Below are 12,541 nucleotides of genomic sequence, written 5' to 3'. Positions count from 1 at the left end.
TCCGTACTGGGCAGCTTCAAGGCATTAGGTGCGCCCATTGCACTCGTGCGCCTCATCCAGCGACTATGGCCGGATCATGATCTCGATGCACGTGGTCTTTTCGAAGGACGCTATCGGGACCTGTTGACGCATTTCACGGTGGTGAGCGCCACGGACGGCAACCACGGAAAGGGACTGGCCGCTGCTGCGCAAACGCTGGGTTGCCGTTGTGTGATCGTGCTCCACGCCAATGTCAGCGTCGAGCGCGAGAAGGCCATTGCTGCGTATGGCGCCGAGATTGTCCGGATCACCGGAAACTACGACGAGTCGGTCGAAGAGGCGGCTCGCCTGGCTTCGCTGAACGGCTGGCACGTCGTTTCCGATACGTCATACGACGGTTACGAAGACATCCCGCGTGATGTGATGCAAGGCTATGGCACGATTGCAGCGGAGATCGTCGAGCAGAGCGATAGCCAGCCAGATCAGCCGGCCTACACGCATGTGTTTCTCCAGGGCGGTGTCGGTGGCCTTGCAGCAGGATTGGCCAGTTACCTATGGGAATTCCATGGCGAGCATCGTCCGCGATTTATCGTCGTCGAACCGCAGCAGGCCGACTGTCTGTATCAGAGCGCATTGGCGGGACGCGCTGCACGTGCGACGGGCTCGGTCGACTCCGTGATGGCTGGGCTCGCTTGCGGCGAAACCTCGCCGCTCGCATGGAAGTTTCTCCAACCTTGCGTCGATGATTTCATGACGATCAGCGATGACGATGCAGTGAACGCCATGCGTATTCTGGCTGCCGGCAGCGATACAGACGCACCGATCATTGCTGGCGAGTCGGGTGTAGCGGGTCTCGCGGGTCTCATCGCATTGCTGCAGAACACGCAACTGGCGAGGCAAGTGGGCCTAAATAGCGCTTCCCGCGTATTGCTCGTCAATACTGAAGGTGCAACCGCGCCCGCTACTTATCAGGAACTGGTCGGGGAGTCCGCCGAATCCGTTCTTGAGCGCCAACTGGCCTGGCGTGCCAAAGCGATAGCCTGAGCAAACCAAACTCCCGCTCGCCGTCATCGCCATCGCAATGACGGCATCCATTGCCTGGACCATATCGTGTGATTGGCGTTGCTTCGCGCAATCTGAACGCTATTCCAGTCAGCCGCGCACTACTGGCCCTGGTTCGTCGTGATCCATTGGTTCTCAACGACGCATCGTCTGCTCGGAACGAGTCTTGGGCGTGGCCGTCATCGGCGCAAGTACGAGTCGCGCGTCATCGAGTTCTTTCTTCACCTCATCGATGAGCCATCGCGCCACTGCGCGCGTGCTCCCGGACGGACTCGACGAGCGGTATTCGAGCACGTAATGACAGCCGGTTTCGATATAGCGGTCCCATGCGGGAATTACCTTGCCTTCGTTGAGCGGCGCAGCGATCGCAAGCAGCCATCCGAGCACGACCCCTTGACCGAGCATCGCGCATTGCACTGCGAGCCCCGGATCGGTGTGATGCACGGCTTCACCGATGCCCTTATCCGACAACCCCGTTGCACGATGAAAATCCGCCCACGAATGCGTGGTCACGTCGAGATGAATATATGCGTGGCCCTGCGTGCTCCTGGGCGCATCGAGCGGACCGAACTCGGCGAGATAGTGCGGACTGCACACGGGAACGATGATCTCCGGACAAAGACAGGAAGGGTCCTGTTCCGATCCGGGACCATGCAGCCGGATGCCGAGGTCCGCATCTTCGAGCGGTCCATACAGGCGGCCGGCCATCACCTGCAAACGCAGATTGATCGAAGGGAACAGCTTGCGGAATTCCGCGTAGCGCGGCAGGAGCCACAATGCAGCGAAGCCGCTTGCGAGCGACAACGTGACGATCTCGCCTTGTGCCTGATCGCGCTTGAGTTCGTCGATGGTGTCGCCGATCTGCCCGAAGCCGGATGCAACGGCGCGCTGCAACGTGGCGCCCCGATCGGTAAGGGTTAGCCCTAGCTTCGTGCGCTCGAACAGTTTGAAGCCGAGCGCGTCTTCAAGACGCGCCACCATGCGGCTCACCGCGACGGGCGTCACGTTGAGCTCGCCGGCCGCCTTGGTGAAGCTCAGAAGCCGCGCGGAGGTTTCGAAGACAAGGAGTGCCTGAAGCGAGGGAAGTCGCAGACTCATACAACACCATGTAATGGGGCATGCACTCATTTGTAAATTGACGGCGCATATTGGCCTCCTTAACTTGAGTCCGACGCTCACTTCATCCGGCAGGCCATGACACCTCAAACCGATCACCGCGCCGCCCCACCTGCATCGTCGGACCCGTTGCTTCAGCCGTTCACCCTCAAGCATCTCGTGCTCAGGAATCGCGTGATGAGCACGAGTCACGCAAGCCGCCTGACGCGCGATGAATTCCCGCAAGAGGTCTATCAACGGTATCACGAGGAGAAAGCGAAAGGGGGTATCGCGCTCACGATGTTCGGGGGCTCGTCGAACGTCAGCCTCGACAGTCCGAACACGTTCCAGCAGATCAATGTATCGACGGATGCCGTCGTGCCGCATCTGGGGCGCTTCTCCGATCGCATTCATACGCACGGCGCGGCGCTGATGTGTCAGATCACGCATCTCGGGCGGCGCGGCGATGCATACACCGAGCCCTGGCTGCCGATGATCGCGCCATCGGCCGTGCGTGAAACGCTGCATCGCGCGATGCCGCAGGCGATTCACGACGCCGACATCAAACGCGTGATCCGCGACTTCGGTCTCGCGGCGAAGCGCTGCCGCGACGGCGGACTCGATGGCATCGAAACGCACGCGGGCGGTCATCTCATCGGCCAGTTCATGGATCCGACCGTGAACCTGCGCACCGACAAGTACGGCGGTTCGACGGCCAATCGCGTGCGCTTCGCGATCGAGGTGCACGAGGAGATTCGCAAGCAGGCAGGCGACGATTTCCTCGTCGGCTTTCGCTTCGCGCTAGAAGACGGATGCAGCTTCGAGGAAGGGCTGGAGATGTCGCGCATTCTGCAGAGCACCGGTCTTTTCGATTTCTTCAACGTCACGTTCGGGCGCATGGACACAAAGATGGCGCTCGCGGCGAATTCGATGCCCGGCATGTTCGTGCCGTCCGCGCCGTGGCTGCCGAAAGCTGCTGCGTTCAAGCGCGCAGTCGATCTGCCCGTGTTTCATGCGGCCAAAATCGCGGACCTCGCCACCGCGCGTCATGCGATCCGCGAAGGCTTGCTCGACATGGTCGGCATGACCCGTGCGCATATCGCGGAGCCGCATCTCGTCAAGCTCGTCGAAGCGGGCAAGGAGGACGAGGCGCGGCCATGCGTCGGCGCATCGTTCTGCCGCAACTTCCGCGCGACGTGCATCCATAATCCGGCGACATCGCGCGAGACGTATCTCACGCATGACATCCCGAAGGCCGCGCGGAAGAAGCGCGTGCTGATCGTCGGCGCGGGGCCGGCGGGTCTCGAAGCCGCGCGCATCAGCGGGACGCGCGGCCACGACGTGACCGTGCTCGAAGCGAATTCGACGGCGGGCGGACAGATGCTGCTCGCGGCGACGGGAAGCTGGCGGCGCGATCTCATCGGCATCGTGGACTGGCGCGTGTCGGCGCTGGAGCGGCTGGGCGTCGACGTGCGCTATAACCACTACGCGGAATTGAGCGACGTGCTCGATCATCGCGCGGATGTGGTCATCATCGCGACGGGCGGCCTCCCGAATCTCGACGCATTGCCGGGCGCTGAGCTATGCAAGTCCGTGTTCGACGCGCTCACGGAAACACCGCCGCGCGAAGGCAGCGTGCTCGTGTACGACGGCACGGGCCGGCACAACGCCTATTTGTGCGCCGAACGCTATGTCGATGCGGGCCTCGACGTATCGCTTGCACTGATCGACAGCACGCCCGCGCAGGAAACGGGTGGACGCGGCGACGATCAGGTCTGGATGCGCAACATCGCGCGCTGGGACGTGCCCGTGCGCACCAATATCGAACTGATCGAAGTCAGCGCGTTAGCGGACGGCAAGCGCCGCGCGGTGTTCCGTCATCATCTTACGAATGCGCGGGTCGAGACGGATGCGGACCATGTGGTCGTCGAACGCGGCATGCTCGCGGTGCAGGATCTGTTCGAGTCCGCGCGCATGTATTCGGCCAACGACGGCTATACCGACCTCGAAGCGTTCGCGACAGGCAAGCCGCAGCCCGAGACACAGGACGGCGAAGAAGGGCAGTTCCTGCTGTACCGCATCGGCGACGCAAGCGCGTCGCGCGACATTCACACCGCCATCTACGACGCCTACAGGCTTTGCCTGGCGCTGTGACGGCTCGTTCCATCCATCCGCATAACGACATGACCGAGCGAGGCTGACCATGACATTGCCGAAGGATTTCGTTGTCGCCGATCCTGCGCGCCGCAAGGCGATAAAGACGCTGGCCGCCGCGGGCGCCGCGACCCTCATTCTGCCGGGCGCATCGTCACTTGCATTCGCAGCGACCGAGCCGACCCCGCAACGCGGCGGACGCATTCGCGTGGCGCTGGCAAACCAGTCACTGATGGATTCGCTCGATCCCGCGAAGGGCACGCACACGGGCGACTATTCCCGCGCCTACATGTTCTATAGCGGCCTCACCGAGCTCGACGCCGACTTCAAGACGCAGAACGCGCTCGCGGAAAAGCTCGAATCGGATGACTTCGTGAAGTGGACCGTTACGCTCAGGCCCAATGTGCATTTCCACAACGGCAAGCCGTTCACCGCCGACGATGTCGTGTTCTCGCTGACGCGCCACAAGGACCCGGCCGTCGGCTCGAAGGCGAAGTCGATCGCGGATGGCATCAGCTCGGTCAAGGCGGCCGGTCCGCTCAAGGTCGAGATCACGTTGACGGAGCCGAACGTCGATCTTCCCGCGCTGCTCGCGATCCCGCATTTCGTCATCGTCGCCGCGAACACGACGGACTTTTCCAAAGGCAACGGCACGGGTCCGTTCGTATGCAAGGAATTCACGCCTGCACAACGCTGCATCGGCACGCGCAATCCGAATTTCTGGAAGCCGGGGCGTCCGTATCTGGATGAAGTGGAGATCATTGGCATCGGCGACGATGCGGCGCGCACCAATGCACTGCTCGCAGGCGATGTGCAGCTCATATCGCCGCTGCCCGCGCGCGATGTCGATCGGGTCAGGCAGACGGGCCAGGTCACGATACTCGAAAGTCCTTCGCAGCTTTATTCAGACCTTGCGTTGCGGCAGGACATGTTGCCGACCAGGAGCGCGGACTTCAACGAGGGCATCAAGTATCTGCATGACCGTCAGCGCATCGTGACCGTGATGCTGCGCGGCCACGGCACGCTCGCGAACGATCATCCCGTGCCGGAGTGGCATCCTTACTTCATGAAGGGCTTGCCGCAGCGCGCGTACGATCCGGACAAGGCGCAGTTCCACTTCAGGAAGGCGGGGACGCAGAGCGCGCGTGCGGAGATCATCGCACCGCCATCGGTGGAGACGGCACTCGACTCCGCGATGCTGATCCAGCAGGCCGCGAAGCAGGCGGGCGTCGACATCAACGTGCGGCGCGTGCCCGCCGATGGCTACTGGACGACGTACTGGATGAAGTACCCGATGACCTACGGCTCGATCCTGCCGCGCCCCACGCTCGACCTGCTGTATACGCAGTTCTTCCGCTCGAATGCGAACTGGAACGAGTCGGGCTGGAAGAACGAGCAATTCGACCAATTGCTGGTGCAGGCGCGCCGCGAGCGCGACGAAGCGAAGCGCAAGCAGATGTACGGCGACATGCAGACCATCGTCTACGAAAAGAACAGTCTCGTGATTCCGGCGTTCATCAACTTCATCGACGCGCAGAGCTCGACGCTGCATGGATTGAAGGGCAGTCCGTCGGGGCGCGTCATGGGTTATCGCTTCGCGGAGTTCGCGTGGCTGGAAAAGGCGTAAACACCGGACCCGTCGATGTGCACGCGCGGATCACCACAACGCCTGGCTCGTCAGCGCGAACTGCGTGAGTGTGTCGTCGGTGGACGGCGTGCCGTTCAACGCCATCTGCTCGATGGTATCGACGAGCGGCAGACCGAGCCCTTCGAGCCACGAAGAGAGGCCGTAGCGCAGCGGCGTATCCACGCGCACGAACATGCCTGCGTTCAACGCGAGCCAATAGCTGATCAACGCCTTGGCGCGGCTTTGGTCCGGCGATTCGGGCGCGATCACCGGACCGATCACATGTCCGTCGCCGAAGCGCCGGAAGAGTGCAAAGCCAATCAGTTCGCCCTCGCGATCGAGCGCAATGCCGCTCGCCACGTCGAGCAATTGCGGCAGCAGTTCGGTGCGATCCATGCCCGTCGCGCGCGATGCGAGTTCCGCGAGACGCGGCGTGTCCTTCGCGCCGATGGGACGAAGCCGTTCACCCGGCGGCAGCGAAACGAGCGGCGGCTGAAACGCTGCGCCCTGATGCTGACGAATCGTGTCGATACGCGTGAAGCCGCGTTCCTCGCACAACGGCTTGCCTTCGTTCGATGCATGAATCAGCAGCATCTGCGTGGGAAGCTTTGCCATCAGCCGGTCGAGCAGCCTGCGCCCGATGCCGCGCCGCTGATGTTCCGGCGACACGATGAACATGCCGAGTGTCGCGGCACTCGCGCCGAACTGCCACGCGAGCGCAGTGCCGACGAGCGCGCCGTGCTGATCGACGGCGGCGAAGCCGCTGCCGAGACGTGCCGCGAAGCGCCAGTCGTCCGCGCGATGACGCCATTTGACGGACATCGACAGCGCATGCGCGGCGGGGATGTCGTCGAGTGTGAAAGCCCGGTATCGGACCACATCGTTATTGCTTGAGTCGGGCACGCCGGCCTCCTCGCGTGAAGACATTTACCGTCACTGTGACACCGCGCAGCGCCCATGGCTAGGACGATCTTCCTGTTGCGCGCCGAACAAGGAGCGGCCGCGTGGTGCAACGCAAAACCGCGGGTTATCGCGGCAAGAACGCGCTGGTCGTGCTGAATCGGCAATTTTGTCGGCGAAAAATGCCGGGGCTCCCGTCCTACGATGAAGTCATGCCAACGCAACCGCCCGAAGGAGGATCACGCACATGGACCGTTTCGATCCCGCCAGTATCGGCATCAGGAGCGGGCACTTCATTGGCGGCGAACTCATCGATGCGGGCGCCTCGCGCATCGACGTGTCGCGCCCGTCGGACGGCGTAACGTATGCATCGGTGCCGCTCGCCGATGCCGCGATGATCGACTACGCCGTGCAGAACGCATGGAGTGCGTTCAGGAAGAGCGACTGGGCGCGCCGCGCGCCACGCGAGCGTGCACGCGTGCTGCGCAGGTTCGCCGATCTCGTCGCCGCCGATGCGGCGCGCCTCGCGCCACTCGAAGCGCTCGGCTCGACGCGTCCCGTGCGCGATGCCTGCAACTGGGACGTGCCATTTACGGCCGAGAGCATCCGCTTTTATGCGGAGCTTGCGGACAAGATCGGCGGCGATGTCGCGGCGACGGATCATCGTCATCTCGGCATGACCATCGCCGAGCCGTATGGCGTGATCGGCGCAATCGCACCGTGGAATTTTCCGCTTGTGATGGGCATATGGAAGACCGCGCCGGCGCTGGCGGCGGGCAATGCGGTCGTGCTGAAGCCTTCGGAGATGACGCCGTTTTCCGCATTGCGTCTTGCCGAACTCGCGCTCGAAGCGGGCGTGCCGCCCGGCATCTTCAACGTCGTTCAGGGCGATGGCCGCACGACGGGCGATGCGCTCGTGCGTCATCCGCGCATCGGCAAGGTCACTTTCACAGGGTCGACGCGCACGGGCGCCGCGATCATGGCCGCGTGCGCGGAGACGGGCACGAAGCCCGTCACGCTCGAACTGGGCGGCAAGAGCCCGCAGATCGTGTTCGCGGATGCCCCGCGCATCGACGAAGTGGCGCGGCGAATTGCCGGCTCGATCACGGCAAACGCGGGACAGGTGTGCGTCGCGGGATCGCGCCTGCTCGTGCAGCGCGCCATCGCCGATGAACTGATCGAGCGCATCGTGCAAGCATTCAGCGAGCTCATGGCCGGTCCGACATGGGCAGCGGGCACGACCTTGCCGCCGATCATCTCCGAGCCGCAGGCAAAGCGCATCGACGCGATCGTCCAGCGCAGCATCGCAAGCGGCGCGACCTTGCGTTGCGGCGGCAAGCGCGCGGATGCGGCGACGCCCGGCGCGTTCTATTCACCCACTTTGCTGTCCGATGTCACACAGGAAAGCGACGCGGTGCGCAACGAAATCTTTGGTCCGGTGCTCACCGTGCAGTCCTTCGACAGCGAGGAAGAAGCGCTCGAACTCGCTGCGCATCCCGAATACGGACTCGCGGCGGGCGTGCATACCGCGGATATCGGCCGCGCGTTGCGCATGGTGCGCGGCATCGAGGCGGGCACGGTCTGGGTCAATCGGTATGGACGCACGAGCGACTTCGTGATCCCGACGGGCGGCTACAAGCGTTCGGGTATCGGCAAGGATCTCGGACGGCAGGCTTACGAGGCGAATCTGCGCTTCAAGAGCGTGCTGATCGATATCGAAGGCTGATGCGCACGACCGTTCGACCAGGCGCCGCATTTTCTGCTGTAGCGGAGGTTCAAAACGCATGCTTTATGTCGTCGCGACGCACGTATTCAACGCCATCAGTCATTTTTGCCTTGTTTAAATTTTTCTCAACGATTCGCTGTTCTTCGTTTTCACCACTGAACTCCCGGCGGGTTCATCACACGACAGGACTGAAACCATGATCGATTTCGAGCCGAAGTACATCACGTTCGACTGTTACGGCACGCTGACGAAATTCCGCATGGCCGATATGGCTCGCGAGATGTACGCCGACCGTCTGCAAGGCGATGCACTGGAGCAGTTCGTGAAGTTTTTCGCGGGCTATCGTCGCGACGAAGTGCTCGGCGCATGGAAGCCGTATCGCGACGTGATCGTCGATTCGGTGCGCCGTGCGTGCGAGCGTATGAACGTCGAATTCAACGAAGCGGAAGCCGAAAAGTTCTACCTCGCCGTGCCGACCTGGGGCCCGCATCCGGACGTGCCGGAAGGGCTCTCGCGTCTCGCGAAGAAATACAGGCTCGTGATTCTGTCGAATGCATCGAACGATCAGATTCAAAGCAATGTCGACAAGCTCGGCGCGCCGTTCCATCGCGTGTTCACCGCGCAACAGGCGCAGTCGTACAAGCCGCGCATGCAAGGCTTCGAGTACATGTTCGACCAGCTCGACTGCAACCCGGAAGACGTGCTGCACGTGTCGTCGAGCCTGCGCTATGACCTCATGACCGCGCATGACATGGGTATCAGGCACAAGGCGTTCGTCAAGCGCGGCCACGAGCCGGGCACGCCGTACTACGAGTATTACGAAGTGGACACGATCGGCGATCTCGCCACGCAACTCGGTCTTTGACACACCTCGGTCTTTGACACAAGTCAGACACGCCACTTCACGCGAGCAATGCCGATGAAACTCGACTCCTACTGGCTCGATACCGCGCCCGCGATGACATCGGCGTGCGAAGGCCCGGCCGATGGCCAGGTCGATGTCGCCGTGATCGGCGGCGGGTTCACGGGTTTGTCGGCGGCGCTCGCGTTGGGCAAGCGTGGCGCGTGCGTCGCGGTGCTCGATGCCGGGCGCGTGGGCGGCGGCGCGTCGGGCCGCAATGGCGGCCAGTGCAATACGGGTGTCGCGCAAGACTATGCGGCACTGCGTTCGCAACTCGGCGTCGAACGCGCGCAGCGTTGTTATCGCGCGTATGCGGATGCGGTGAACACCGTCGAGCGTTTGATCCGCGACGAGCACATCGATTGTGACTATCTCGCGTCCGGCAAGCTGAAGCTCGCCGCGAAGCCGCATCATCTGGAACACATCGCGAAGACGGCCGAACTGATCCGGCGGGAAGTCGATCCGGACATCGATCTGCTCGATCGCGGGCAGATCCGCACCGAAGTGCAGTCCGATGCCTTTCACGGCGGCCTGCTGCAACGTCACGGCGGGCAGATGCATATGGGCAAGTTCGCCGTGGGTCTTGCGCAAGCCGCGGCGAGGCAGGGCGCACGCCTCTACGAACATGCCGAAGTCACGAATATCGTGAAGGAAGGCGGCGCATATCGCGTCGATTCGAAGCGCGGTTCGTTGCACGCGAAACAGGTGCTCATCGCAACGGGCCCTTCGAAGCACGGTCCGTTCTCGTGGTATCGACGCAGGATGGCGCCTGTCGGTTCGTTCATCATCGTGACGGAGCCGTTGCCCGCGGAGCAACTGAGGCAACTGTTGCCGAACCGGCGCTCGTACACAACGAGCCGCCTCATGCATAACTACTTTCGTGTCACGCACGACTCGCGCCTGCTGCTCGGCGGCCGCGCGCGTTTCACGGCATCGGAGCGTCCTTCGGATGCGAAGAGCGGGCGCATCCTGCAAGCCAATCTCGCGTCGATCTTCCCGAGCCTCGCCGACGTGCGCATCGACTATTGCTGGGGCGGTCTGGTCGATATCACGGCTGACCGCCTGCCGCGCGCGGGCCAGCACGACGGCATCTATTTCTCGATGGGCTACAGCGGCCACGGTACGCAGATGTCGACGCACATGGGCCAGGTCATGGCCGACGTGATGAACGGCAACCCGGAAGCGAACCCGTGGCGCGATTTCGACTGGCCCGCGATTCCGGGACATACGGGCAAGCCCTGGTTTCTGCCGCTGGTCGGCGCGTATTACTCGATCAAAGACGTTTTCTACTGAAGCATCGAAGCATCGGAAGCATCGAAGCACCGGAAGCAAGGACAGGCGGCCCGCATACAACGATCAAGCCGTCGAACATTAATAGCCCCTACCGCGGAGAAGTTCATGAGCATCGACAAATCGCCTGAAGCACTCGCCCATGCCGATGCCGGCACACGGCTCGAAGAACTGACGCGACGTGGCGCGTCGCGGCGCAACGTCCTGCGCGCGATGGCCGCGGGCGGACTGCTGTCGGTGACGGGCGCGGGGCTCCTCACCGCGAGCGGCGCCGCCTTCGCGCAGGACAAGCCCAGGCAGGGCGGTCGCATCCGCGTGGCGACGCAATCATCGTCCGCCGCCGATACGCTCGATCCGGCCAAGGGCGCCCTCGGCACCGACTACGCGCGTGGATTCATGTTCTACAGCGGCCTGACCGAGCTGGATAGTCACCTCGGCGCAAAGATGGCGCTGGCGGAATCGCTCGAAACGAAAGACGCAATCGTCTGGGTCGTCAAGCTCCGCAGCGGCGTGCAGTTCCACGATGGCAAGTCGCTCGCGCCGCAGGACGTGATCTATTCGCTGCTGCGCCATAAGGACCCGGCTGTCGGCTCGAAGGCGAAGACGCTCGCCGACCAGTTCAAGGAAATCAAGGCGACGGGCCCGAACGAACTGACCATCACGTTGACGGGCGCGAACGCCGACCTCCCGGTGATTCTCGCGGATTCGCACTTCCTCATCATCAAGGACGGCACGACGGACTTCAAGACGGCTGTCGGCACGGGCCCGTTCAAGCTGAAGGAGTTCTCGCCGGGCGTGCGCACCGTGGGCGTGCGCAACGAGAAGTACTGGAAGCCGGGCATGCCGCATCTGGACGAAGTGGAGCTGATCGGCATCGCCGACGAGCCGGCGCGCGTGAACGCGCTCATATCGGGCGACGTGCAGCTCATCAACGCGGTGAGCGCGCGCTCGACGGAACGCATCAAGGGTACGCCGGGCTTCTCGGTGCTGGAAACGAAGACGGGCCAGTACACCGATCTCATCATGCGCGACGATGGCGGCATCACCGGCAATGCGGATTTCCGCCGCGGCATGATGTGCCTGATGGACCGCGATCAGATGCGCAAGACCATCTTCCGCGGCTATGGCTCGATCGGCAACGATCAGCCGATCGATCCGAGCAACAGGTATTTCATGTCGGGCCTGCCGCAGCGCGGCTTCGATCCGGACAAGGCGAAGTTCCACTTCCAGAAGGCGAAGGTCGGCAACACGCCGCTTCAGCTCTATGCATCGCCGGCGGCGGAAGGCTCCGTCGAAATGGCCGTGCTGATGCAGCAGGTCGCGCCGCAGGCCGGCATCAATCTCCAGGTCGTGCGCGTGCCTTCCGATGGCTACTGGTCGAATCACTGGATGAAGCATCCGCTCGGCTTCGGCAACATCAATGCGCGTCCGAGCGCGGACGTGATTTTCACGCAGTTCTTCAAGTCCGACGCGCCGTGGAACGAAGCGAACTGGAAGAGCCCGCAGTTCGACCAGATGCTGGTCACGGCGCGCGGCGAGCCGGACGACGCGAAGCGCAAGCAAATTTACGGCGACATGCAGGAGCTCGTGCATACGGACGGCGGCATCGGCATTCCGATGTTCCTGAGCTCGCTCGATGCGCATACGTCGAAGCTGAAGGGCCTGGGCGGCATTCCGCTCGCGGGCCTGATGGGCTGGATGTTCGCGGAGAACGTGTGGCTGGAGACGTGAGCGTGCTTTGACAGCGTACGTGCGCCGTCGCTTGCAGGAGCCTCGGCGCGCGACATCAACCTTTCAGGACGGGAGG

9 protein-coding genes are annotated in these 12,541 nt (G+C 63.0%); 7 read left to right on the top strand and 2 right to left on the bottom strand.

Going from position 1 to position 12,541, the window contains the following annotated elements; genetic code table 11:
• On the top strand, positions 1–1,023 hold a 1,023-nt coding region (locus BMW76_RS18660; RefSeq protein ID WP_090867683.1), incomplete at its 5' end, for a diaminopropionate ammonia-lyase.
• Positions 1,024–1,176: 153 nt separating this feature from the next.
• Here the strand turns inward: BMW76_RS18660 and BMW76_RS18655 are convergent.
• The gene (locus tag BMW76_RS18655; protein WP_090867634.1) at positions 1,177–2,139 is read right to left on the bottom strand and encodes a LysR family transcriptional regulator; all 963 of its coding nucleotides are present in this window, start codon (positions 2,137–2,139) and stop codon (positions 1,177–1,179) included.
• Between the two features lie 96 nt (positions 2,140–2,235).
• On the opposite strand from BMW76_RS18655, the gene BMW76_RS18650 reads away from it, so the two are divergent.
• Positions 2,236–4,290, top strand: a complete 2,055-nt coding sequence (locus BMW76_RS18650; RefSeq protein ID WP_090867632.1) for an oxidoreductase — start codon at positions 2,236–2,238, stop codon at positions 4,288–4,290.
• A gap of 49 nt (positions 4,291–4,339) precedes the next feature.
• Positions 4,340–5,917: an ABC transporter substrate-binding protein gene (locus BMW76_RS18645; RefSeq protein WP_090867630.1), complete on the top strand. Its 1,578-nt coding sequence runs from the start codon at positions 4,340–4,342 to the stop codon at positions 5,915–5,917.
• A 30-nt stretch (positions 5,918–5,947) separates the two neighbouring features.
• On the opposite strand, the gene BMW76_RS18640 is transcribed toward BMW76_RS18645, so the two are convergent.
• Positions 5,948–6,820 (bottom strand): GNAT family N-acetyltransferase, encoded by an 873-nt coding sequence (locus BMW76_RS18640; protein ID WP_407668975.1) that lies wholly within the window; start codon positions 6,818–6,820, stop codon positions 5,948–5,950.
• A gap of 244 nt (positions 6,821–7,064) precedes the next feature.
• Here BMW76_RS18640 and BMW76_RS18635 point away from each other — a divergent pair, with 244 nt between their 5' ends.
• The 4 genes from BMW76_RS18635 to BMW76_RS18620 all read left to right on the top strand — a co-directional run bounded on the left by BMW76_RS18635 (position 7,065) and on the right by BMW76_RS18620 (position 12,465).
• Positions 7,065–8,543: an aldehyde dehydrogenase family protein gene (locus BMW76_RS18635; RefSeq protein WP_090867626.1), complete on the top strand. Its 1,479-nt coding sequence runs from the start codon at positions 7,065–7,067 to the stop codon at positions 8,541–8,543.
• A 196-nt stretch (positions 8,544–8,739) separates the two neighbouring features.
• A complete protein-coding gene (locus BMW76_RS18630) occupies positions 8,740–9,408 on the top strand; it encodes a haloacid dehalogenase type II (protein WP_090867624.1) in 669 nt (222 codons plus the stop codon).
• Between the two features lie 54 nt (positions 9,409–9,462).
• The gene (locus BMW76_RS18625; RefSeq protein WP_090867681.1) at positions 9,463–10,737 is read left to right on the top strand and encodes an NAD(P)/FAD-dependent oxidoreductase; all 1,275 of its coding nucleotides are present in this window, start codon (positions 9,463–9,465) and stop codon (positions 10,735–10,737) included.
• 105 nt (positions 10,738–10,842) lie between these two features.
• Positions 10,843–12,465: an ABC transporter substrate-binding protein gene (locus BMW76_RS18620; protein ID WP_090867621.1), complete on the top strand. Its 1,623-nt coding sequence runs from the start codon at positions 10,843–10,845 to the stop codon at positions 12,463–12,465.
• The last annotated feature ends 76 nt before the right edge of the window (positions 12,466–12,541 follow it).

This window comes from Paraburkholderia diazotrophica, assembly GCF_900108945.1.
In the GTDB taxonomy this organism is placed as follows: domain Bacteria; phylum Pseudomonadota; class Gammaproteobacteria; order Burkholderiales; family Burkholderiaceae; genus Paraburkholderia; species Paraburkholderia diazotrophica.
Note: the sequence above shows the minus strand (reverse complement) of the source record. Positions and strands in the feature narration are given on the sequence as shown.